Raw genomic sequence first — 23,694 nt, 5'->3', positions numbered from 1 at the left:
GCAGCACGTATAAGATTTACGGATCCAAACAACAGCTTTACGTGGGTCCGCCGATCTTCAATGCCCCTCTGACGGGCCCATAAGGGGGCACACACAAACTCCTGCGACTGGCCCGCAGCACCTGTCTCTGGCGGACATTTTTTCGGATCAACGTCCCTCTCCAAGACCGACTTCCTGACAACCTTGTGTCAGGAGACTGACAGGAAGTGGCAAAAAGCGGAACAAACCCGCAACCACCCCCTTTCCTCACGCGCGGAACCGAACCATATTGCGCCCATGAGCAAGCGCCCGACCAAATCCTCCTCCGACGACACGACATCTGCTGACGGCTTCGGCGAAGCGCCGCAACAGCCGTTTTCGGGTGCGCCGCTGTCCGGGTCGATCAGCGATTGGGCAGCCGAGATATCGCAAGAGGCGGACAAACCGGAGCCAAAGAAGGCCGCATCCCGGAACGCTGGTGAGGGGAAAAAGGATCCGGGCGACGACGCGCCCACACGCAAGCCAGGCCGCAAGGCCGGTGCGACCGCGAGCGCGAAAAAGGAAAAGCCGACCAAGTCGTCGCGCGGAACCTCCATCGGCAAGGCCGACAGCGCGCGCGAACGCGCTGCAGGTGGCCTCAACCCCGTGGCTGGTCTCGACATGTCTCTGGAAGAGGCCGAAAGCCTCGAAAAGCAGCTCAAGCAGCACCAGAAAGACAACAAGAAAAAGAAAAACAAGGAAAGCAAATACGGCGAGCTGACCGGCAATCAGGGTGCCACCGCGACGGTCGAGGCGCTGTCCGCGCTGATCGAAAGCGGCAACCCGCTGCACAAGAACGGCGAGCTCTGGGTGCCCCACCGGCCCGAGCGCCCGGAGAAATCCGAAGGTGGTGTGCCGATCGTGCTGAAGTCGGCCTATGAGCCCAAGGGCGACCAGCCGACTGCCATCGCAGATCTTGTCGAAGGCATGGAAAACGCCGAACAGACCCAGGTTCTGCTCGGTGTCACCGGCTCGGGCAAGACCTACACCATGGCGCAGGTGATTTCCCGCACCCAGCGTCCGGCGCTGATCCTGGCCCCCAACAAGACACTGGCGGCCCAGCTCTACGGCGAGTTCAAGTCCTTCTTCCCGGACAACGCGGTCGAATATTTCGTTTCCTACTACGACTACTACCAGCCGGAAGCCTATGTTCCGCGCACGGACACCTACATCGAGAAGGAAAGCTCGATCAACGAGCAGATCGACCGGATGCGCCACTCCGCCACCCGTTCGCTGCTGGAGCGCGACGACGTCATCATCGTCGCCTCGGTGTCCTGTATCTACGGTATCGGCTCGGTCGAGACCTACACGGCCATGACCTTCGCCATCGAGGTTGGCGAGCGCATGGACCAGCGCCAGCTGATCGCCGATCTGGTGGCCCTGCAATACAAGCGCAACGACGCCGCCTTCCAGCGCGGCACCTTCCGGGTGCGTGGCGATACCATCGAACTGTTCCCGGCCCACTATGAGGACACCGCCTGGCGCATTTCCATGTTCGGCGACGAGATCGAGTCGATCACCGAGTTCGATCCGCTGACGGGGCAGAAGTCGGGCGAGCTGAAAAGCGTCAAGATCTACGCCAACTCGCACTATGTCACGCCCAAGCCGACGCTTAACCAGGCGATCAAGTCGATCAAGGACGAACTCAAGCACCGGCTTGAGGAGCTGAACCAGCACGGCCGCCTGCTGGAAGCGCAACGGCTCGAACAGCGCACCATGTTCGATCTGGAAATGCTGGAGGCCACCGGCTCCTGCGCCGGCATCGAAAACTATTCGCGCTACCTCACCGGCCGCAAGCCAGGCGAGCCGCCCCCCACCCTGTTTGAATATCTGCCGGACAATGCCATCGTCTTCGCCGACGAAAGCCACGTCACCATTCCCCAGATCGGCGCCATGTACCGGGGCGACTTCCGCCGCAAGGCGACGCTGGCCGAATATGGCTTCCGCCTGCCGTCGTGCATGGACAACCGTCCGCTGCGCTTCGAGGAGTGGAACGCCATGCGGCCACAGTCCATCGCGGTGTCGGCAACGCCGGGCTCCTGGGAGATGGACCAAGCCGGTGGCGTCTTCGCAGAACAAGTCATCCGCCCGACCGGGCTGATCGATCCGCCGGTGGAAATCCGCCCGGCCACCAGCCAGGTCGACGACCTTCTGGGCGAAGTGCGCGAAGTGGCCCAGAAAGGCTACCGCACGCTGGTGACCACGCTCACCAAGCGCATGGCCGAGGATCTGACAGAATATCTGCACGAGAACGGCGTACGCGTGCGCTACATGCACTCGGACATCGATACGCTGGAACGCATCGAGATCCTGCGCGACCTGCGCCTGGGTGCCTTCGATGTGCTGGTCGGCATCAACCTGCTGCGCGAAGGCCTCGACATTCCCGAGTGCGCGCTGGTGGCCATTCTGGACGCCGACAAGGAAGGCTTCCTGCGCTCCGAAACCTCACTGATCCAGACCATCGGCCGCGCGGCTCGTAACGTCGACGGCAAGGTGATCCTGTACGCCGACAACATGACCGGCTCCATGGAACGGGCGATTGCCGAAACCAACCGGCGCCGCGAAAAGCAGCTTGCCTACAACGAAGAACACGGCATCACGCCGGAAAGCGTCCGCCGCTCCATCGGCGACATTCTGGAAAGCGTCTACGAGCAGGACCACGTCACCATCGACGCCGGTTTTGCAGAAGAAGGCGATCTCGTCGGCCACAATCTCAAGGCCCATATCGAGGATCTGGAAAAACAGATGCGCGACGCTGCCGCCGATCTCGACTTCGAGACAGCAGCGCGCCTGCGCGACGAAATCAAGCGCCTGCAGGCAACCGAACTGGCCGTCGCCGACGACGCCATGGCCCGCCAATCAGACGTCGACAGCAAGACCGGCGGCTACAAGGGCGACCGCAAGTTCGGCGCCGGCGGCACCAAGGAAGGCGCCAGCGGCAAGAAGAAACAGACCGCCCGCGACAAGGCCCGAGCCGCAAAAGACCGCAACGCCCTGCCCGCCCCCAGCGCCAAGGTGCGAAAGAACACCCTCGACGAAATGACCGTCGGCCGCACGGAAGTCCCGCTAGGCTCGTCAGACCCGGTCAAACCGCTGGTAAGGGCAAAGATCGGCGCGGGGTCTTACGAGGACCCGGCGGAAGAGAAACGCAGCCGCGGACGACCGAAGAAGAGTGGTCGGCCGGGGCGGTAACCTGTTCCTTCAAATCTCCGGAGGGAATTAATCTTCGGTCAGCGGTTCACCGCCTACATCGTAGTATTGAGGAGGCCGTATCCCCTCCTCCCCCCGTCATTCCGGATAAGCTCAGCACAGCTGGGCGCAGATCCGGAACCCAGCACATCAGCGCGAGCGCAGCTCGCTCCTTGGTCCCGTCTCTATAGGAAATGAGCGCGCCTACGGCGCAGATTACGTCTGGATCCCGGATCTGCGTTCGGCGTTGCCGCACTTGTCCGGGATGACGGTTGGGTGGGACTTGGGACAGGGCACTCTGACGATGGGTCTGTTGAAGAAGCCAGCCCCACCGACCACAACACCTTCCTCCTATTGCGGAAGCCTACGTAAGCCGCCAAGCCTCTCCTCCCCCGTCATTCCGGACAAGCTCAGCACAGCTGAGCGCCGATCCGGAACCCAGCGCATCAGCGCGAGCACAGCTCGCTCCTTAGTAACCTCTCTCAGTAGAAAAGCGCCCTCGGCGCAGAATATGTCTGGTTCCCGGATCTGCGTTCGGCCATGCCTCACTTGTCCGGGATGACGGGTGGGTGGGGTTGAGGTTCCGATTGCCAATGCATTCGAGCTGGGTTCGCAGGAGCTTTATAACAGTACCGTTTCCGTCAGGTCCTGCCATTCGGGATTGCTTTTCTCGATGAGGTCGATCTTCCAGCTGCGCCGCCATTTCTTCAGCTGCTTTTCACGCAGGATTGCATCCTCTATCCGGTCAAAGGTTTCCGCATGGACAAGCCGAGTGACTCCATAGGTCTTGGAAAATCCTTCGATCAGACCGTTCCGGTGCTCATAGAGACGACGCGACAGGTTGGTGGTCACGCCGATGTAGAGCATGCCGTTGCGGTTCGACGTGAGAATGTAGACGGCGGCGGGCATGATGAGACTATTCCGTGCCTCAACGGGCCTTGCAAGAAGTAAGGTCATGCCTGCGACTTCAACAGCCTTCCGGATCGGAACGCAGCTGCGCTGCGCTTGTCCGGAATAACGGTGGGGTGGATGGACAGCCTTGTTTCGTCGTACTCGGCCGCGCTCGAACATATAATCGACGTGGCCGTTTTGCCGGTGCAACGTCCTTCACTTCCCCCGTATTCCCTTGCAGGCTAAGGTTTTGCTCCAGGCAAACCGGGGCAAGAGACATGCGGGCACTTCTAGCCATCATCGCCGCCATCGTCGGTGCAGTGGTCGGGTTCTTCGGGGCATTTATCGTTGTTTATCCGATCCTCGTAGCCATCGATGGCCCCGACAGGGATGGTGGAATTGCCATGGGCGTCGGGGTGTCCGTCGCCCCGGCTCTGGCCATCATCATGGCCATCGTCTTTTTGGTGCTGGCGCTGAAGTTGATCCCCGCCAAGGCCCCGCCTGAACCCGAGCCTGTTCCCGAAGACGATCCGGATGCTGCCTATTTCCAGCCGAAACCCAGTGCGCGCACCGGTCCGGATACGCAGACCATGGTCGCCATTGGCGTTGTGACGCTGATGATTATCGCAGGCGTTGTCTGGCTGACGGGCTGAGAACCCGCCAACTCCGGGCAAGTGCAGGGTGAAGACGGAGCCGATTTCTGCGCTGAGATATGTGTGCTTCGCAACGGTGATGGGCAATCGGCACTGGTGTCGCACGTTCGCCGGTGAGCGGGTCCCAGAACTTTGCAACACCCGGGAAGGCTGAAGTGGTTCGCCGGTTTTGGTCCTTGCAGTCATCATCCCATGGCTTGACCATGGGATCCATTCCGTTTCGCAGGCCCGTCCGAGAGGCCTCGATTGCCGAAAAGGCACGGCATGGATTGCAGGGGCCGCCCTGCAATGACGGTGGAAGTGTGTTGCTGTGAGGAGACCAGATGCCTGCCCTCCCCACCGTCATTCCTGACCAGCGCAGCGAAGCTGAGCGACGATCCGGAACCCAGACATCAGCGCGTGCGGAGCTCGCTCAGATCCCCTTTAACAAGACGCCGGCGGCCAGCACCACCCACGAGGCAATCAGGACATAGATCGTCGAAATGCCGATGGCCGGAACGGCGACGCCGGCGAGCGGCAGGACCGCGTAGACGAAAAGAGCCAGGGAAACCAGGAATATCAGCAGTGAAGGGGCGGTCAGTCTCATGGGGAACCTCTTGAAAAATCTTGTTGGCCTGGTCGTACCGCCCGGTCAGGCAGCCGGGGTGGGCAATCAAGCTAAGAATGCCGAACCGGCCCGCTTGCCGGGCCGCACTGGCGCCGCCACATGAGCCGGACCTGTCAGGAATGTCAATGCAGGAAGATCACAGGCGCGCGGTTCCAGACGTTCCGCTTTGTTGCGCTCCACATGGCCGGGAGGGCTGCCCTTAAATGTCCGTTTCCTCGTCCTCCCATGGCTCGACCAAGGGATCCATGCCGTTACGTAACCAGATTGAAAAGCCTCGTTTGTCGAGAACACACGGCGTGGATTGCAGGGTCGAGCCCTGCAGTGGCGGGGGAATGAATGTGTGGTGCCGTAGCGAGAATGGAGACCTTCCTTGCCGGGCAGGCCCAGGCTCTCAGAAAACCCAGCCGGTCGTGATCCAGGTGATTTCCTGGTCGTTCACGTAGACACCAACCTGGGTGACCGCCTTTGGGTCGTCCGGGTCGGCGTAGAACCACAGGTGGGCATCGTTGCCGTCCTGTGTCTTGAAATAATATCCGGAGCCCTCGTTCTCCGTATTGCGCAGGTCTGCCGGAGAGAATGTCTCGTCGAAACTGCCATGGACCCGGATCGCCCCGTCACGAAGGCAGACTTCCAGCACAGGCTTGCCCTTGTCGTTGATGATCAGGCTCTTGGGGCCCGCATCGAACTCCGTGTAGTCCTCGACGTCCTCCAGAGCGATCACCTTGCCGTCTGCCGGGCAGACCTCCGGCTCCGGGGCTTTTTCCAGGGGCTGTTCCAGGGTCAGTTGAACATGAACGGACAGCGTGCCTTCGGTGTAGGGGAGCTGTTTGTCGGCCGTCTTCGTGCGCACGAAATTGGTGATGTCGATCAGCGCATCACTCAGCTGCACGTTTTCCCTGGCTGTCAGAACGCTGGAGAAGGCTTCCATGAATGGGCTGTTGCTTCCCTCCCCATCATACGCCCGGTGGTTCGGCTGGGCCGAGTAGATCACCATCAGGTCCTGAAGCTGATGATTGACCCGGGAAAGCCCCTTGGCGTCCGGGTCGAAGATCTTTTCCAGCGAGCGGGTTGAGGCGAAGGGATTGTCGCGGCAGGCATCGACAATCAGCAGTTTGACCTTTGCGCTCTGTGCATAGGCCGCCAGGAATTCCTCCATGCGCACGGCGCTATTTTCGAAGGTCGCCTTGTTTTCCGCGCCCGTGTCCGTGGCCAGCAGATAGTTGACGTTGGCCGCCTGCACCCCGTGGCCGGCAAAGAAGATGGCGGCGACTTCCGCATCCGCCGAGGCTGTCTGAAACTCCCGAAGCGCCTGCCGCAAATCATCGGTATCGGCATCCAGAAGCACCTGGCTGTCAAACCCCAGCGCCTTGAAGGTTCTGCCCGCCAGATCCGCATCGCGGACCGGATTGTCGAGTGGGCTGACGTTGAGATAATGCGAATTGCCGATGATCAGCGCCACCTTCTGCGCCGCGCTTGCCGGCGAAAGCATCATCAGGGACAGAATGAGGCTGGCCACAAAAGCCGGACGGAACTTCATGAAAATCGGGCTCCCGTTGCACGAAAAGCGTGCCCGCAGAACCGGGCAGATATGTCCAACTTAACCGGCAGGCCGGCGGAGAACCACTGCTAACGCTAGGTGAACAAACTTTTCAGGCTCATGAAGCCATGCAAAACGGGCTCCGGCACAGCCGGAGCCCGATCATTGTCGCCAGCGCTGTTTGCAGTGCGGACGTCCCTGCCAAATCAAGGCAGGCTGACTGCCGTTACTGTTTACGGGCACTCAGAAGCGGCGTGATGTTGCGGATCGTCACGCGGCGGTTGCGTTCTTCCGCGCCCTGCGTATCGACCTTCAGATAGTCCTCGCCATAGCCCTGCACGACCATGTTTTCCGGGGCCACGCCATAAAAGTCCGCCAGAATGCGGGCGACGGTTTCCGCCCGGCGGTCCGAAAGGGCCAGGTTGGAGACATCCGACCCGACCGCATCCGTATGACCTTCGATCAGCAGAACCGTTGTCGGGTCCTGTTCGATCAAGGCCTGGGAGGCACGGGCGAGATCTTCAAGTTGCGGCACCTGGCTCTGGCGCACCACTGCGCTGCCGGTGTCGAAGGTGATCGTGTCCAGATCCACCCGGCGCACCTTGTCGCGCAGGCGTTCACTTTCGCGGATGTCGCGCAGCGAATAGGCCTGTTCCACCTGTTCCACCGGCGGGGCGGTGAACGTCTGGTAGATATCGTCATAATTCGCCCGGCCAGCCGGCACAACGTAACGATCGCGTGGAATACCCACCTGCAGCGGCGGCAGCTCGCGGTCGTAGTTCCGGTGGTGCTGATTGTACTGGCGATTGTCGATCAGCACATATTCGCGGCCATCCGGCAGAAGACGAGAGCGGTAGAGCACATAACCGCCCTCATCGCGGATCGTGACGATCTTCACGCCATTGCGCCGGGTGACTGTTTCGCGCGTGCGGCCCCCGCGCAGGCGTTCAGCCCGGAATTCATCGTCGCCATAGCGCAGCAGGCTGCTTTCGTCCTTGCGCACGAAATATTCGCCGTCGCGCTCAACGATGATCCGGTCTCCCTGATCCTCGACCACCTTGCCGCCAAGGGCGGGGATCAGCATCCCGACCCCGACGCCAACGGCAGCCGCACCGAGCAGTTCCAGCCTGCGGTCGCGGGCTTCGTCACGGCGGCGTTCTTCCTTCGCCTTGACTTCAGCCCTTTGCGCGTCTGTGGCATCGTCCGAAACGACAGCCGCCGGTTCGTCCGCCGGCGCGGCTGCCTGGGCGTCAATCAGCTCGCCCGGTTCGTCGGTCACGGTCTCATCTGCGGCGGTTGCTGCAACCGGTGCAGCGTCCGAAGAAGCATCAGGCGCCGCGAGCGTATCAGCCTGCACCGGCTCAGCGGTCTTCTGCTCCGTCGTCTTTTGATCCGTGGCCTTCTGTTCCGCGTCGGTCTGCTCAGGGGCAACCTCTTCCGACGCGGGCTCCGCCACAGCGGCAGCTGCCGGTTCGGTTTCCCCGGCGCTCTTCAAGGAGCCCTCTTCGGCGGTGGTCTCTTCGGCAGCAGGTTCTTCTGCTGCAGCTGAATCGGCCTTCGTGTCCGGGCTTTGCGAAGTCTCTTCCTGCCCGGCTTCCGTGCTGGACCCGTCGTCAGCGGGCTGCTCTTCCGCCGGCTGTTCAGCGGTGGAAGCTTCCGATGCAGCATCCGTCTGTCCGGTCTGGTCCGTCTGTTCAGATGATGGCTCAACTGCAGGCTTTTTTGTGGGTGCAGCTTCTTCAGTCGGCGCTTCCGGCTTCGCATCGGGCGTGGCCGTCTCTTCAGCGTTCGTCTCTTCGGTGTTCATCTCTTCGGTGTTCTGGGGCTTTTCCGCCGGTGCAGCATCCTCAACCGGAGCGGCCGGTTTCTCGGCGGGCTTGGCTTCCTCCACGGGAGCAGCGGGCTTTGCCTCCGGCTGCGCTTCCTCGGTGTCGGCAGACTCGGCAGGTTGCGGGTCCTGTGTGGCCTCTGGAGCAACTTCCGGGGCGGGTTCTTGCGCGGCCTCTGGGGCAGCTTCCGGGGCAGTTTCAGGCGCGCTTTCAGATGCGCTTTCAGGGGCTGGTGCTTCAAACGCCCCCTCTTCAGATGCTGGTGCCGCAGGCGCTTCACCGCTGTTTGCTTCTCCGGAAGGCGCAGCCTCCTCCGTCCGGCAGGCCTCCTGGTCCGGATTGGCCGCACAATCCACCGCCGTCTCCTGGGCACGGGACATATCCGGCTGCAACGGGAGACCGATGGCCAGGACAAGTGCCATGGCCGTTGAATTTCGAAGCAATCTAGACGTCATTCTTTCCATCCTCTCGCCCCCCGGCGAACTTTCCCGAACCTTCGTCGGCCAGGTGCGCTCGATGGAAAACAAGTGACGGACGCATTCGTTCCAGTCTGCGTGCGCACACAGACGCCAAACCTGCTCTTTCCCAACAGGATACCTGTTTCCATCGTTGCCTGATTGACTTCAGGTCGTAGACCGCCATGGTGGGGCAGAGACCGGCGCAGAGCCGGTACAGTCAGAGGGGGCTGACGTGACGAAAAAACTGATTGCACTCGCATCGCTATCCATGGTGCTCGCCGGACCGGCGGCCGCTGAACTCGACCGAACCGACTTCGGCGAGTGGTCGGTACGCTGCAACGAGAAGAACTACTGCATCGCCGAAACCAACGGCAGCGGCTCCAACGGTGAAGCGTTCCGGCTCAAGGTGGAGCGCAGCGCCAAGCCAGACGCTGAGGTTTTCGTGACGCTTCGTCCGAAGACGCCTCTCGAAACCGGCCTGCGTGCCCGGATCGAAATTGAAGGCGACGAGGACAATGTCGGCTTCTTCGGCAAGGCCGCCAAGATCTACACCGGCAATGAAATGACCTTCGGCGGAGACGCCGACCGGGACCTGATCGAAAACCTGCGTCTTGGCCAGGACGCGTCGGTCCAGATCGAATATGGCGGCAACACCGGCACGATCACCTACGAGGTCTCGCTCAGCGGCATCACCCACGCACTTTTGAAAATGGATGAGGTTCAGGGCCGTATCGGCCGACAGGATGCCATCGTGGCCTGGGGTGGCCTGTCATCGGAAAAAGCCACCGGCATTGCCGCCGCACCGGCATCTGCGCCAGCCACAGCCTCGGCGTCGGCCCCGACCGAGCCTGCGCCTGCGCCTACTCCGGCGCCTGCCGAAACGGTTACTGAAGCGCCTTCAGACGATTTGCCGCCGCCGATCATGCCATCCCAGCAGACCAACAACAGCGGCATCGACAGGGGCACGCGCGGCCAGGTTTATGCGGTCAACGAGCTTCCGGACGAGGTCCAGATGATGGGCTACCGCACGCTGAATTGTCAGCTTGCGGAAACGGTGCCAGCCTTCGGCGCGCAATACTACGCGGAAGGGGACGTCGAAACCTGGGTCGTTCCCTGTCAGATGGCCGACGTCAACGTGCCTTACTACATGGCAACGCATATCCCCTTCGATCCATCCCTGGACGAGTGGAAGGAGTTCGAAACACCCCCTGGCTTCAATCAGCCCAACCATGCTCTGGTCAACAATCTGTTTTTCGACCCGGACAGCGGCCAGGTGACGGGCACCACCTACGCTTCCCCCAACTACGATTGCGGCACCTTCGAGCGTCACGAGATCGAAGCCGAAAGCGGCAACTACACCTTGATGGAATATCTCGAAAAATCCGACTGCGACGGCATCACCGGCCCTGCCGAAGGCTGGCCGCTCAGCTGGACGATTGACGAGATGGGGGATTAAGGCCTTTGCTGGAGGGACTGAAGGTCAGCGTTCACCCGGAATGACAGCCTGATTGTTGCTGCGGGGCGAGCCTATTGCCTCTCCGGAAACAGGCCCTGAAACACCGCGCACTGGATCATGAGCACGCCGTTCATGGTCTGGGCGTTCATGTCGACGACAATTTCCGCATAGGCGGAATTGGAGCCGATGATGTTTTCCAGCTGGAGCTTGCACTCTTCGATGTCCCCGTCGGTCTCGATCACCAGGTCAGCCGGCTCGCTGGTGCCGGACTTCAATTTCAGTCTCAGAACCAACGGGTCCTCGACGACGTATTCCCCTTCGCTGACCGCCAGTATGTCGCTGCCGGCAATCCTGTAGGTGTGGAACAACTGATAGGCGGCTGCCGGCAGGTGGAAAAACGATACCAGGGCAAGGCCCAGCAAAAATGCCTTATGAAAAACGCGCATGAATATCTCCGGAAAGACCGTGATCGGTCTCAAGCATTTCGTCCAATCCCGAACGTAGCGTCAACCGGTATCATCAAAACGGGTGATCAGCCGGGCGTTATGAACGCGGTACGGCCGGCAGGATGAAAAACAGGAGTATGGCAATTGCGAAAGCCGCCAGGGCCAGAAAGTAGAGCCTGGCAATGCGGCGGCGGGATGGCTCGGCCTCGACACCGAAGCTGCCGGGCGTGAACATGCGTTTCCAGAGTCCGGCCCCTTTAAGCGGAGAAAGCGCTGCCTCCTCCACAAGGTTCAGCCGCTTGATGAAGAAAAGCGCGCTCACATAGCCGGCAATCATCAGGAGAAATGCCAGTGTCATGAAGGTCATGAAAACCAGATAGGCGGGTGTCATTCCCTCCTCCTCTCGCGCTGTGAACCCGGCCAGTTGTCAGCCTACGCGGGCCCCACGCGGCGTTGTAAACCGTGCCCAGATATTAACCATAGGTTCAAATCCATTAAAATGCCGGGGATATCTGTCTTTTGAGGTTAACACTTCACACTGTATTCTGGGTTCAAGTTGCCCTGAGTCGTTGAAACTGCCAGCGCTTGTGGGTTAATATTGAGTTAAGAATTTGCGTATCTTTCGCCGGGCGGCGCCGGCGGGACAGTCAGGAGACAGGAATGGGCATTTTCTCGAAATCCTCGCGCCCCGGCAGTGACCGGGAGCAGCGGGTCGAGACCGGGACAGAGGCAAGCGACATTCAGGAAATCGTACAGGTTTCCGAAATGAGCAACGTTGAGCATCTTTCGCCTTTTGCCCTGAAGATGCAGGAGAAGATGAACCATCTGGACGTGCTCAAGTCCCGGGTCGGCGGTCTCAACCAGACCTTCGAGCAGATGGCCGCCTTCGCCGCAGAAAGTCAGACGTCTATCCGCATGATGGCCGAGTACCTTGAAGGCTCCCGCACAAGCGTGGAGACCGAGGTCCGCCTGAAGTCCGAAAACGCCAAGATCTCCACCGATCTTCTCGATGCCGAACACATGGTCAGGACGCTGACCACGCAGCTGGAGGATGCACAGGCCGAGGTGCACTCGCTGCGCAAGCGCGCGACCGAAACCCGCACCGCGCTGGAGACCGCCCGCAACGACATCGTCTCCATCCGCGACAACAACAAGAAGGTCAACGAGGAATACCGGCTGCAGAGTGCCAAGCTGGTCGAAGCCAACTCCCAGGTCTCGGACCTCACAGGCAAGCTCACTGACCTGCAGGCGAAGTTCGATACGCTGGAAAAACACTCCGAAAGCCTCGGCTCCGATCTGGAAGCGGTCCGCCATCGGGAAAAGGAACTGCAGCAGAACCTGTCCGAAAGCGCCAAGCTTCTGGAAGACGAAGTTCGCAAGAACAACCAGGTCACCAGCGAACTGGAATCGGTCAAGCGCGAACTGGTCGAGTTCCGCAACGACAACATCGATCTCAAGTCTCATCTGGACGTGGCCAATCAGGAACAGGCCTACGCCAAGAGCCGGCTTGAGGAAGAGCAGCGCAAGCATGACAACGAGGTCTATGCGCTGAATGCGGAAATCGAGAACCTGTCGTCCCAGCGCCGCATCGGCGCCCAGTCGTTGCAGGAAATGGCGCGTGAAAATTCCACGCTGAAGGAGCGCAGCCGCGATCTTCTCAAACGCATGCAGGAAATCGAACACCTGCTCGACAGCGCGCAGAAGAACCATGAAAAAGACCGCAACGAGCTTATGGCAACTTCCGCCAAGCTGCGTGAAGTGAACCTGCGCTACAATTCGGCCCTGACGGATCTGAACCACCAGCGCAACCAGAACAAGAAATATGCCGACAACCTGGAAGACCTGATCGAAGAGAACAAGCGTCTCCAGCGCTACAAGATCCAGGTCGATACCGCCAACGAGCAGATCGTGCAGCTGAAGTCGGTCATCGCGAACTATCAGATGGCAATGGAAGGTCGCGGCCCGGCTGAAGAACTCGGATTGACCGAAGGCTACGACCCTGCCGCTGAGCTGGGGATCACCGAGCCCATGACAAGCGCAAGCGAGCCGTCGAAGAATGATGACGCCGGTTCCGACGACGACGGACCGGACGGCAACACCCCGGGCGGCGGTGACGACAAGATCGTCAAGCTGCGCGACTGACGCGGGACGGCGATTTCCATCGCCTCCCTTCCGCATGAAATTGAATAAGGCCTCGGGTTTCAAAGTCCGGGGCCTTGTTGTTCAAGGACCGGTTTCCTCCGACGTTTCCGGCCAGACCGGGTCGTTACCCATCAGCTTCTTCTGCCTGTCGATGAATTGATGACCAAGGTTGTTGCCGCCGTTTTCCTGATCCTGCTGTCGCCGCTGTTCGCCGGTATCGCTCTTCTCGTCTGGCTCACCGACCGTCAGTCACCGTTCTATATCGCCCGGCGCGTCGGCCTGGGGGGCGGCACCTTCGCCATGGTGAAATTCAGAACCATGCGCCCCGGCAAAAGCAAGGCCGCTACAAGCAATGCCGGCGCTATCACTGCGGTTGGCGACAGTCGCATCACCCCAATCGGCAGGTTCTTGAGAAACACCAAGCTGGACGAGCTGCCCCAGCTTTTGAACATCCTGCGGGGCGACATGGCGTTTTTCGGACCCAGACCGGAAGACCCCGGAATTGTCGCGCGCTACTATGATGACGAGATGCGAAAGTCTCTTTTGTTCGTGCCGGGCCTGCTCAGCCCAGGCACCCTGTGGGCCTTGAGACATCTTCACCGGATCGACGGCGCCGCCGACACCGACGAGGTTTACGCAAGGAAGATCCTGCCTGAAAGGCTTTCCCGCGACACCGCCTATTTCGAACAGGCCGGGATTATCTCCCACCTTGAGTTGGCGATGAACACCATGGCTGTTCTGCTGCACCGGGCGGTATCGGCCAGACACCGGGAATAACCTGCTGCTTCAGCCCAGTTCCGTTTGCAGGAAGTCGCAGATCCTGGCTGCGTCGCCGGTGTTCAGGTCCATGTGGACCGGCAAACGCAGAAGACGGTCCCAGGTGCGTTCCGCACCCGGACAACTGCCTGCCAGATTTTGCCCGGCGAACCGGGAAAGATGGAGCGGCTTGTAGTGAGACTGAATGCCGAGCCCCAACATGGCCGAGCCCTGCAGCAGCCGCTCAACGGTTTCGCCGTCTGTTGCAAGAAAGGCAAAGCAATAGCCGTTGGCCTGCGTCCCGGTTTCCGGCCGCAGGATCTCGATCGGAAGATTTCGAAGCGACTTTTCGTAATAGGCCCAGATCGCGCGGCTCTTGAAAAGGATTTCCCTTACATCCGTCAACTGGCTGAAGAGCAAGGCCGCATTCAGATCGGGCATTTCGAAGCTGGAAGAGACGGAGGTCCATTCATAATGGTTCACTTCCCGCCGGGCGAAGGCAGGAAAATTCGTACCGCGCGCCAGCAGCTCCTCGACGCGTTCGCGCAAACGCGGATTGCCACTGTTCAAGACCAGCGCGCCACCGTGACCGGAGCTGATGATCTTGCTTTCGTGGAACGAATAAGCGGCGAACAGACCGCATGTCCCGACAGCCCGGCCGTCCTGTTTCGTGCCGAAAGCCTGGGCAGCATCTTCTATGATGACGATGTTGTGCCGGTCGCACAGGTTCATGATTGCAGCCATGGAAGCGGCCGCTCCGCCATAGTGCACCACCACGACGGCCCGCGTCCGGTTCGTCAGACGCGCTTCCAGCGTCTCGGCTGTCACCATCATCGTCGCCGGATCGATGTCGGCCAACACGATCCGTGCGCCCATGCGGGCGAAGGCAGTCGCCGTTGCGCAAAAGGTAAACGTGGGAACGATAACCTCGTCTTCCGGGCCAAGATCCAGCGCCAGCGCTGCAATTTCCAGGGCGGAGGTGCAGGAATTGGTCAGGAACACACGGTCATGGCCCACATGCCTGCTCACCAGAGCCTTCGCCTTGCGGCTATAGCTGCCACCGGCACGCAGATGCTTGCTGCTGAGCGCCTCTGCGACCGCGCCAAAGGTAGCGGACGGAATGTGGGTGGAATGAAAGCGGATCGGCTGAAGCGCCGTTGCCGGCAGGTTCAACATCAGAATCTGTCCTCATCGGCCAGGCGGCGGACACGAGACCGCATGTCCCGATAGATCGCACGCAGTTCCTGATCTACAGAGCTCTTCTGGCGGTATCCAAGCGAACGCAAGCGGCTGTCGTCGATCCGATAGGCTTGATCGTTGGTCTCGCGGTCCCGAATGAAATGCAGTCCGGTGGAACGGCCTGTCACGCCGGACACACGGCGGGCGACCTCAAGCACCGACAGATCTTCTTCCCCGGAAACGTTGAAGATTTCGAGCGGCTGTTCGTCCTGTGTGTTGAGCAGGAGACAGATCGCGGCGGCAAGATCGCTGGCGGGCAGAAAGCTGCGTTCCTGGGCTCCGGTGCCTTCGACCGTCAGCCGTTGCCCCTTCAATGCCTGCATGACGAAACGCGGAAACAGTTTTTCCGGGTTCTGTCCGGTGCCGACGGCATTGGTCGGTCGCAGGATAGTCGACCTCAACCCGTTTTGCGCCGCCATCATGACGGCTTCCTCTGCCATGGCCTTGGAGGTTGCGTAGGGCGTTGTCGGCCTCAGGGGAGCGGTTTCGCGCACCTCTTCCAGCGCAGGGCCGTAGACTTCGTCCGTACTGATGTGGATGAAGTGCTTCACACCGGCTTCCTGCGCCGCATTCAAGAGCACTTCAGTGCCAGTCACATTGACGTCGAAGAACAGCTCCGGAGCTTTAAAAGACCGGGGCACATGGGTTTCCGCCGCCAGATGGATAACGGCATCGCACTCATGCAGTGCCGCCGCCACGTCGATGGGCGAGCGGATGTCGCCGCGTATGACCGGCAGGTCGCCCGCGTCTCCGAAAGGCGCCAGGCGGCGGAAATCGGCCGCGTAGGACACGCGGTCGAGGACAACCGTCTCGGCGACATTCGCCATCCGGGCAACACGTGTGAAAACCTTCGCCCCGACGAATCCCAGGCCCCCGGTGATAACGATCTTGCGGAAGGAAATGTTCTGTTTCGGAGCAACCGCTCCTGGGCAATGTTCCATATTGGCACAAATCCTGATGTCTGCAGCACTTGATTGCATCATCAGCAGATTTCATGCCAGCCACCGCGGGCAAGAAGGTGTGCACATGTTGGAAACAGTCTGGCGGGTGATGGAAATCACCTGCCTGCGACGTCACTCCGGCTCGACGGTGAACTGCAGCGGATAGCCAAGCCGTCCCGCGGCATCGACGGCGCGGGTGGCCTTGGTTTCGGCAACGTCCCTCGGATAAACGGAGACAACACAGACGCCCTTCTGGTGTGCCGTCATCATCACGACCTCCGCCTGAGACTCATCCAGACGGAATTCCGCCTTCAGGATCAGGGTGACGAATTCCCGAGGTGTGTAGTCATCGTTCAGCAGCATGACCTTGTAGAGCTTCGGCCGCTGCACTTTTGTTTTTTGCTTCAGTTTCGGTTTGAAATCGATCTCACTCATGACAATCGTCCAAGCTGACGCTTTAGGCTCCGCGCGATGCGGTCTCACCTGATAAATGGAAAATGTGCCGAACATTCCTCCGGCGACGCGCTTCCAGACCTTTTCAGCTCCAGGTACGATCATGTGACATGACGCACCGTCCGCAGTCGGCCTTTGCTTTTCATCACTATACTGCATTGCGAAATCGAAGAAAACATGATAGCCGAAAATCTTGCAATCACAAAGCGGACATAACGGCCAGCGGGACACCCGACGATGGTCGCTCAGCGCCGGCGCCGGCACCGCAAATCTTCCTTCAAAGGCAAGGTCACTGGCGGCCCATGCCGACAGCCGGATTGAACCAAGGCCAACGCCGACTAATCCGGCGACCCTGTTCCCCCGTAGAGAGTTGGTGGCTGGGCCCACGAAACGATTTTCGGAGGATTGCGCGATGGTTCTTCAATTGACGACACACCGCTTCAGGCAGCGCGGACTTGCCGCCGCATTGCTACTGGCTTTGGCTGTAACCGTGCCGGCGAGCTCTGCTCTGGCCGACCTCGGCACGGCATCCAGGCTTATGCCCTCGCCAGAACTCGTCGGCAAGGGCAGGATGACCTTCCTCGGGTTCAAGGTGTTCGACGCCGAACTTTACGCTCCCCAAGGCACTTACAGCCCTGCTTCCCCTTTCGCCCTGAAGCTGAACTACCTGCGAAGCTTTACGGGCACACAGATTGCCGAAAGCTCGGTCAAGGAAATCAGGCGGCAGGGCGGTGTTTCGAACGCGCAACTGGCAAAATGGCAAGCTCAGATGGAAGCCATCTTTCCCAATGTGACGCCCGGCCAGTCCATAACGGGTGTCCGCACCAGCAGCGGTCATGCCGAGTTCTATCTCGGCAACCGGAAGCTTGGAGCCATCACCGATCCAGCCTTCACGAAGAAATTCTTCGCCATCTGGCTGGGCGGCAACACACGTAATCCGCAGTTGCGTGCAAAGTTGGTCGGGTCCGGTTCGTGACACCACGCTCTCGCGGCAGCGAGACGGCACATCGACTTGAGACGGACGATGCCGGAAGCGTGACGCTTTCCAGCCTGGCCACCTATGGGGTGATGGCATTCCCCCTGGCCTTTGCCGGCTTGCCGATCTACCTGCACGCCCCGGATTTTTACGCTGTCACATTGCAGCAGCCGGTTGCGACGCTTGGCGCCATCCTTCTTGTATTGCGCCTGTTCGACGCTGTTCAGGATCCTTTCATCGGCAGCCTCAGTGACCGGTTCCACCAGTGGCGCGGCGCAGTGCTTGCGTTCGGCGCCTTGCTGCTCGGGGCAGGTTTCTGGATGCTGTTTCACCCCCTTGAAGCCGCACCACTGGTCTGGTTTGCCGCGTCGGTGCTTATCTGCACCACGGGATTTTCCGTCGTCACGATCAACTACCAGACCCTAGGCGGCCTCTGGAAAACGAAGGCGTCCGACCGAACACCCATCACGGCAGCGCGCGAAGGCTTCGGCCTTGCCGGCCTTCTGGTGGCATCTGTTTTACCGGCGGCTCTGGCAACCCTGACCGACCTCGAAACAGCTTTCCATTATGTCACGCTCGGCTACCTGCCACTTCTGGTCGTCTCACTCTGGCTGCTGCTCCGCTGGATGCGGTCAGCGCCGCTTGAGAAGCCGCAATCGGACACTCCTGTCATGGGGTGGTTGGCCCTGCTTCGGAACCGCTGGCGGCGTCTGTTCTTCGGGCTTCTGTTTCTCAATATTTTCGCGAGCGCCATCCCCGCCGTCCTGGTGATGTTCTTCATCCGAGACAGGCTTGGCGCGGAAAGTTACACGGGCCTGTTTTTGCTGATTTATTTTCTCTCGGGCGTGATTTCCATGCCGCTCTGGACCCGGCTTGCCCGCAGCTTCGGCAAGATACGGGCGTGGCAGATCTCGCTTGCCGTTGCCATCCTCACGTTCTGCTGGGCAGCTTTGCTTCAACAGGGAGACCTGACAGCCTATGGTCTGGTGTGCGCCCTTTCCGGTCTGGCCCTTGGCGCCGACCTGGCCTTGCCGCCTGCCATTCTGGCCGACCACATCGATGAAGACCGCCGTCAGGGAGAAGCCTCACGTCTGTTTGCGGTCATGGCGTTTCTGTCCAAATCCGCTTTGGCGCTGGCAACGGGCGTTGCCCTGCCGCTTCTCGGGCTTTTCGGATACCAGCCCGGCGGTGTCATGACGCCGGAGCTGAACTTCATGCTCAGCATCACCTATGCAGCCTTGCCATGTGCGCTGAAATTGTTTGCCTTGGTCGGACTTCTGCTGTTCGAAAAAGACCTTGCCCTCAACCGATCCGCCGTGTGACCCTGCATTTCTCATCACCCGTGCCGGAATAAGACAGCACCACCTGAAGACATGAGCCTACGCCCGCCTCAGTTGATCAGCCCCGCCGACAAGGACCCGCTCTCGGCAGCGCTGGAAAACGAAGTCCTCAACGAGAAGGCCTCGACACTTTCCCGGCTGACCAAAAAGCTGGAAAAGGCCCTCGCCGATCTGAAGTCGGCAGAGGAAGCCCCTGCAACAGATACCGAAACGCTGCAAAACCGGCTTGCCGAAGCCGGCGAAGCGCTCTGGCATGTCACCATCCAGCGGGAACTGTGCGGCTTGCGGCAGCACAGGGCTTTCTATGATTTCCTGGCCGTTCCGAAGGCGGTTCGCCTTCGCATGGGACCCGCGTCCGCTTTCCGTTCAAAGCCCGGCTCCTGACAATCCGCCCCCCCTGTGACCGACATCACTTCTTTGTTGATGTCCTTACCCTAGAGAGAGGAACCTGTTGCATCTTCGATGTCGCAGTGGTTTTTTCTGGGGGCTTTTTGCAAGATGAGTTATTTACAGTCACATCCGGCGAGCTATGTGAAACAGCTAAAGCTCGCAGGCATGACCGCATTTGGTCGGCAAGAAACACAAGATAAAGCCAGGCGCAGAAAAACTATGGTGTGCAGGAAGACCCCTCATCTCGGCCAAATCTCCAGGCTTCTGACTGGATGTATGATTTTTGGTCTGCTTCTGGCCCCCCTGGCGTTGCCTCTTGCAACAAGCACGACCGTGCAGGCGCAGTCGGTGCGGGTGGTTCCGGAAGGAAACCGCCTCAGCAGCCAACCGAAGATCCCTTACGCATCTTCCCGCCGCACCGCCGCCTCGAAGTCATCCTACGATGCCAAGTTCAACAAGGTTCTGGCTGTTCTGAAGCGTGACCGCCGCCTGATGGGGTCCATCAAGCGTGTGTCTGCGCGCTACGGCATCGATCCGATCCACATCATCGGTGCCATCGTCGGTGAGCATACCTACAATTACGACACGCTTGACAGTGCGCAATCCTACTATGTGAAGGCACTCTCCTACGCAGGCATCCGCTTCGACTTCGAACTGAACGGAGAGCATGTCGACACTTTTGTCGAACGTCCGCAGTTCGACCGCTGCCGCAAGGACCACATTCAGAAAAGTTCCGACCGCAGGTGGTCCTGCTACGAGAACGTCTGGAACAGCAAGTTTCGCGGCCGGTCGGTCGATGGCGTTCGCTATCCGAGAAAGAACTTCAACGAGGCATTCTTCCAGCCGCTCTACTCCGGCCAGAGTTTCGGTCTCGGCCAGTTGAGCCCGCTCACAGTGCTCAAGATGACCGACAGGGTTGCCAGCACAAGCAACTTCCGCAAGCTGACCGCGGAAGATTCAGAAGCTGTCTACAAGGCCACCATGGACCCGAATATCTCGCTGCACTACATGGCCGCGATCATCAAGGACTCCATCGCCGCCTACAAATCCGTCGGCAAGGTGGACATTTCGAAGAACCCTGGCCTGACTGCAACGCTCTACAATCTTGGTGACCCTTGGAGCCGCGCCGCAAAGTTCCGCCGCAGCGGTCAACGCTGGCCGCGGGAAAACTACTACGGCTGGCTGGTCAACGACCGTATCGACGATCTGAGAGGCCTGCTCTGACGGTTCAGGCCCCCTGAGCGGTCGTCCCGGCACTCTAGCCGAACGTCCTACTCCATTTTGGGCAACAAGGTTCAGGCAGCGCAATTCAGGCTGCCTGTCTCCCGCGTCTCACGTCAGGAACGGATTGGTTTCGCGCTCGTGACCGATGGTCGAGGCCTGGCCGTGTCCCGGCAGAAACGCAACATCGTCCCCGAGCGGCAGCAGCTTTTCCCGGATCGACTTGATCAGGGTCGCGTGATCGCCCCCCGGCAGATCCGTACGGCCGATGGAACCAGCGAAAAGCACATCCCCGGAAATCGCGAAACGCAGTTCCTTGTCGAAAAACACCAGGTGACCGGGCGAATGCCCGGGGCAATGCAGCACGTCAAACATGCGGCCGGCGATTTCCACCTGATCGCCTTCAACCATCCAGCGATCCGGCGTCACGGGCTTCACGCCTTCAACGCCGAATTGCACCGCCTGGTCGGCCACCCTGTCGATCAGCATCTGATCGGCTTCATGCGGACCTTCCACCGGCACCTTGAGCGCTTCTGCAAGATCTGCCGCGCCACCGACATGATCGATATGACCATGCGTGAGAACGATCTTCTCAACCTTGACGCCCTGCTTGTCGATGGCCGCCAGGATCTTGTCGACGTCACCTCCCGGGTCGACCACCGTCCCGCGCAAGGTTGATGGGTCCCAGATAAGCGAACAGTTCTGCTGAAACGGTGTTACGGCAAGAACCATGACCTGGATCGGCGGCATACCGTCTTCAGCATTTTCGCCGCCGCCGGAATTTGTTGTGTCTTGCGCCATGGCAGGCTCCTTTAACAGCGGCCTTGCATGGCCCGATGTAACAAATACGGGACAACACCATCCGGTGTCGTCTTTCTGGTCAATCGCGGCTTCACCTGGCCGCGTGCATTTCGTACAAGATGTATGGACCTGTTGGAAGATGCCAAGACCATTCGGATAGCCGGAGCTGATGACGCCACGACTGAAGACACTGCTGATGACTGTTGCCGTAGCGCTTATGGGCGCTTCGAGCACAATGGCGCAGCCCGGACGGACGACACCCAGCTTCGAAAGCTGGACGGTCGATTGCGGCAACACTGGGGTGTGTTTCGCCTCCTCCTTCACCCGCAGCCAGTCGGTCTGGGTCGATGTGCGTATCGTCCGTGACTGGCAAGCCGAGGCGCAGCCGCTCGTTCGCGTGACCACCAACACCGAACTTCAACAGGACGGCACACTCAAGTTCGAGGTGGACGGTGTTCCCATCGAGGCCCTGCCGATCGAACAGCTTCGCGAAATGCAGCCGGCAGTCAATCCGCCGGCCGGCTTCCGCCCACTGGGTGGAGAAGGTTTCTGGTATCCGACCGGGCCAGCAACAACGACACTGCTTGATGCCATGCGCACGGGCAAGGAATTGACCATCCGCCTGCCTGCGGCCAGCGGAGCTGACCCTGTTGCCGTGCCGGTTCCCCTGCTTGGCCTCAAGTCCAGCCTGCTCTGGCTCGACAATCGCCAGGACCGGACAGGCACCGTTGCAGCCATCGTCTTCCCCGGCGCCGACCCGGCCAGGGACGCGCCGCATGCCATTCCGGTAATGAGCGCCGACCAGCTCCCACCGGAAGTTGCGGCCGTGTGGTCCGCCAACCGCCTTTGCTCGGAAATCGACCCGACAATCTTCGCCAGCCTGAACGCGGTCCGTGTACCGCTCGCCGACAGCGCCGCACTCTACATCATCCCGTGCGGCGCACCGACCGCCTACAACAGCCCCTATGTAGCCGTGCTCTCCGGCAAGGACGGCGCGGCTCGTCAGGTTCATGTCGCCCGTATGTCGGAAAAGGGTCCGATAGCAACGGATCTCATCTACAACGCAAGATGGATTCCGGCCGACCAGCAGCTTGTCAGCTACTTCAAGGGGTCCGGCGTCGGCGAATGTGGCCTGTGGAACCGCTGGGTCTGGAACGGCACCGGCCTGGTGCTGCTTGAGGAAGCAGCCCGGAAGACATGTGACGGAACGGAACCTGACTTGTCCAATTGGTCAAACACCTGGCCGCTGAAAAACGCCTCGAATTAGGCCTTTCTCCAAGGATTTTCTTGCGATTTTCCCTATCCCGCCCTTATGATGAAAACGCAGCGGCTGGAGAAGGATGCGGCAGGATTGCTTCAACCCGATCCCAGAATGTTGAACAGACGCACGGAGTGCGCCTGGGTGTGGTGACTCGACTGTGAAGGCGGGTGAGGTTGGTCGTTATGTGCCGAAAGGGCGCAACAATTAAGGTGATTCGGTAATGCACGATGGTGATTCGGACCGGCGGTCGCGTGGTCGGCGCGGCGGCAAGCGCGAGTTTGGCGGTCCGCAAGACTTCGGCAGTGATTTTGGCGGAAGCGAGTTTGGTGGTGACTTCTACGGCGGCGGCCGGGACGGTGGCTACCGCGGTGGACGCGACAATGATTTTGGTGGCGGCTACGGCCGCGACGACAATAAAGAAGGTGGCTATGGCGGCGGCCGGGGCGGTTACGGCAACCGTGACGGCGGCGGCCGCGGAAGTTACGGCGGCGGCGGCGACCGCGAAGGCGGCGGTTACGGCGGCGGTGGCCGTGGTGGCTACGGCGGCGGACGTGAAGGTGGCGGCTACGGTGGCGGCAACCGTGAGGGCGGCGGCTATGGCGGCGGCAACCGTGAAGGCGGTGGTTATGGCGGCGGCGGTGGCCGTGGTGGATACGGCGGTGGACGCGAAGGCGGCTACGGCGGCGGTGGCCGTGAAGGCGGTGGCTATGGCGGCGGCGGTGGCCGCGGCGGCTATGGTGGCGCTCCGCGCGAAGGTGGCAGCGAAGGCGACGGCGGCTTCCGTCAGCAACGCCCACGGCGGGACATGCCGCCTGTCGAGCGCGGCCCGCGTCAGTCTGGCACTGTAAAGTTCTTCAAGAATGACAAGGGTTTTGGCTTCATTACCCCGGACGAAGGCGATGCGGATGTGTTCGTGCACATTTCCGCAGTCGAACGCTCCGGTTTTGCCGGCCTTGATAGCGGACAGCGTGTGTCTTTCGAGACCGAGCCGGACCGCCGGGGCAAGGGACCGAAAGCGGTCAACCTGCAGGCGCTCGAAGAAGGCGATGCACCGCAGGAAGACCAGGGCGGACCAGCCGAAGAATAAACT

General features: G+C 60.5%; 21 protein-coding genes. 11 read left to right on the top strand and 10 right to left on the bottom strand.

Annotated elements, in window-relative coordinates; translation table 11 throughout:
- Positions 1–276 precede the first annotated feature (276 nt).
- On the top strand, positions 277–3,210 hold the full coding sequence (uvrB, locus tag FMN63_RS19645; protein WP_148585865.1) for an excinuclease ABC subunit UvrB: 2,934 nt from the start codon (positions 277–279) through the stop codon (positions 3,208–3,210).
- 618 nt (positions 3,211–3,828) lie between these two features.
- Here the strand turns inward: uvrB and FMN63_RS19640 are convergent.
- On the bottom strand, positions 3,829–4,164 hold the full coding sequence (locus tag FMN63_RS19640) for a GIY-YIG nuclease family protein (RefSeq protein ID WP_286192708.1): 336 nt from the start codon (positions 4,162–4,164) through the stop codon (positions 3,829–3,831).
- 212 nt (positions 4,165–4,376) lie between these two features.
- Between FMN63_RS19640 and FMN63_RS19635 the strand changes: the two genes are divergently transcribed.
- The gene (locus FMN63_RS19635; RefSeq protein WP_148585864.1) at positions 4,377–4,751 is read left to right on the top strand and encodes a hypothetical protein; all 375 of its coding nucleotides are present in this window, start codon (positions 4,377–4,379) and stop codon (positions 4,749–4,751) included.
- 412 nt (positions 4,752–5,163) lie between these two features.
- On the opposite strand, the gene FMN63_RS29415 is transcribed toward FMN63_RS19635, so the two are convergent.
- From FMN63_RS29415 to FMN63_RS19625, 3 genes are all read right to left on the bottom strand, one after another.
- Positions 5,164–5,337 (bottom strand): hypothetical protein, encoded by a 174-nt coding sequence (locus tag FMN63_RS29415; protein ID WP_153297103.1) that lies wholly within the window; start codon positions 5,335–5,337, stop codon positions 5,164–5,166.
- 412 nt (positions 5,338–5,749) lie between these two features.
- On the bottom strand, positions 5,750–6,895 hold the full coding sequence (locus FMN63_RS19630; RefSeq protein WP_148585863.1) for a caspase family protein: 1,146 nt from the start codon (positions 6,893–6,895) through the stop codon (positions 5,750–5,752).
- Positions 6,896–7,121: 226 nt separating this feature from the next.
- Positions 7,122–9,146, bottom strand: a complete 2,025-nt coding sequence (locus FMN63_RS19625) for an OmpA family protein (protein WP_162530080.1) — start codon at positions 9,144–9,146, stop codon at positions 7,122–7,124.
- A gap of 268 nt (positions 9,147–9,414) precedes the next feature.
- Here FMN63_RS19625 and FMN63_RS19620 point away from each other — a divergent pair, with 268 nt between their 5' ends.
- Positions 9,415–10,638: a DUF1176 domain-containing protein gene (locus tag FMN63_RS19620; RefSeq protein WP_148585861.1), complete on the top strand. Its 1,224-nt coding sequence runs from the start codon at positions 9,415–9,417 to the stop codon at positions 10,636–10,638.
- 71 nt (positions 10,639–10,709) lie between these two features.
- Here FMN63_RS19620 and FMN63_RS19615 read toward each other — a convergent pair whose 3' ends face one another.
- Both FMN63_RS19615 and FMN63_RS19610 read right to left on the bottom strand, forming a co-directional pair.
- Positions 10,710–11,084, bottom strand: a complete 375-nt coding sequence (locus FMN63_RS19615; protein WP_148585860.1) for a hypothetical protein — start codon at positions 11,082–11,084, stop codon at positions 10,710–10,712.
- A gap of 97 nt (positions 11,085–11,181) precedes the next feature.
- On the bottom strand, positions 11,182–11,475 hold the full coding sequence (locus FMN63_RS19610) for a hypothetical protein (protein ID WP_148585859.1): 294 nt from the start codon (positions 11,473–11,475) through the stop codon (positions 11,182–11,184).
- A gap of 269 nt (positions 11,476–11,744) precedes the next feature.
- Here FMN63_RS19610 and FMN63_RS19605 point away from each other — a divergent pair, with 269 nt between their 5' ends.
- Together FMN63_RS19605 and FMN63_RS19600 are read left to right on the top strand one after the other, a co-directional pair.
- Positions 11,745–13,226, top strand: a complete 1,482-nt coding sequence (locus tag FMN63_RS19605; protein WP_148585858.1) for a coiled-coil domain-containing protein — start codon at positions 11,745–11,747, stop codon at positions 13,224–13,226.
- A 159-nt stretch (positions 13,227–13,385) separates the two neighbouring features.
- A complete protein-coding gene (locus FMN63_RS19600; protein WP_148585857.1) occupies positions 13,386–14,003 on the top strand; it encodes a sugar transferase in 618 nt (205 codons plus the stop codon).
- A 9-nt stretch (positions 14,004–14,012) separates the two neighbouring features.
- On the opposite strand, the gene FMN63_RS19595 is transcribed toward FMN63_RS19600, so the two are convergent.
- The 3 genes from FMN63_RS19595 to clpS form a co-directional block, all read right to left on the bottom strand.
- Positions 14,013–15,158: an aminotransferase class V-fold PLP-dependent enzyme gene (locus FMN63_RS19595; protein WP_148585856.1), complete on the bottom strand. Its 1,146-nt coding sequence runs from the start codon at positions 15,156–15,158 to the stop codon at positions 14,013–14,015.
- Positions 15,158–16,162 (bottom strand): NAD-dependent epimerase/dehydratase family protein, encoded by a 1,005-nt coding sequence (locus tag FMN63_RS19590; protein ID WP_162530079.1) that lies wholly within the window; start codon positions 16,160–16,162, stop codon positions 15,158–15,160. The genes FMN63_RS19595 and FMN63_RS19590 overlap by 1 nt, the downstream gene beginning before the upstream one ends.
- A gap of 132 nt (positions 16,163–16,294) precedes the next feature.
- Entirely contained in the window at positions 16,295–16,597 is a 303-nt protein-coding gene (clpS, locus tag FMN63_RS19585) for an ATP-dependent Clp protease adapter ClpS (protein WP_148587265.1), read from the bottom strand.
- Positions 16,598–17,027: 430 nt separating this feature from the next.
- On the opposite strand from clpS, the gene FMN63_RS19580 reads away from it, so the two are divergent.
- The 4 genes from FMN63_RS19580 (at position 17,028) to FMN63_RS19565 (ending at position 20,545) form a co-directional block, all read left to right on the top strand.
- A complete protein-coding gene (locus tag FMN63_RS19580; RefSeq protein WP_148585854.1) occupies positions 17,028–17,591 on the top strand; it encodes a chalcone isomerase family protein in 564 nt (187 codons plus the stop codon).
- On the top strand, positions 17,588–18,913 hold the full coding sequence (locus FMN63_RS19575; protein WP_209001251.1) for an MFS transporter: 1,326 nt from the start codon (positions 17,588–17,590) through the stop codon (positions 18,911–18,913). The genes FMN63_RS19580 and FMN63_RS19575 overlap by 4 nt, the downstream gene beginning before the upstream one ends.
- Positions 18,914–18,964: 51 nt before the next feature.
- Positions 18,965–19,315 (top strand): DUF6665 family protein, encoded by a 351-nt coding sequence (locus FMN63_RS19570; protein WP_162855069.1) that lies wholly within the window; start codon positions 18,965–18,967, stop codon positions 19,313–19,315.
- A 282-nt stretch (positions 19,316–19,597) separates the two neighbouring features.
- Positions 19,598–20,545 carry a DUF1402 family protein gene (locus FMN63_RS19565; protein WP_209001250.1) on the top strand — a complete coding sequence of 316 codons (948 nt, stop codon included), beginning with the start codon at positions 19,598–19,600 and terminating at the stop codon, positions 20,543–20,545.
- A 108-nt stretch (positions 20,546–20,653) separates the two neighbouring features.
- Here the strand turns inward: FMN63_RS19565 and FMN63_RS19560 are convergent, their stop codons facing one another.
- Positions 20,654–21,292 carry an MBL fold metallo-hydrolase gene (locus FMN63_RS19560; protein ID WP_162855097.1) on the bottom strand — a complete coding sequence of 213 codons (639 nt, stop codon included), beginning with the start codon at positions 21,290–21,292 and terminating at the stop codon, positions 20,654–20,656.
- Between the two features lie 220 nt (positions 21,293–21,512).
- On the opposite strand from FMN63_RS19560, the gene FMN63_RS19555 reads away from it, so the two are divergent.
- Positions 21,513–22,610, top strand: coding sequence for a DUF1176 domain-containing protein (locus tag FMN63_RS19555; RefSeq protein WP_209001249.1), 1,098 nt, complete (start codon positions 21,513–21,515; stop codon positions 22,608–22,610).
- A gap of 214 nt (positions 22,611–22,824) precedes the next feature.
- Positions 22,825–23,691, top strand: coding sequence for a cold-shock protein (locus FMN63_RS29890; protein WP_286192707.1), 867 nt, complete (start codon positions 22,825–22,827; stop codon positions 23,689–23,691).
- Positions 23,692–23,694 lie beyond the last annotated feature (3 nt).

The organism is Stappia sp. BW2, assembly GCF_008107695.1.
GTDB lineage: Bacteria > Pseudomonadota > Alphaproteobacteria > Rhizobiales > Stappiaceae > Roseibium.
Note: the sequence above shows the minus strand (reverse complement) of the source record. Positions and strands in the feature narration are given on the sequence as shown.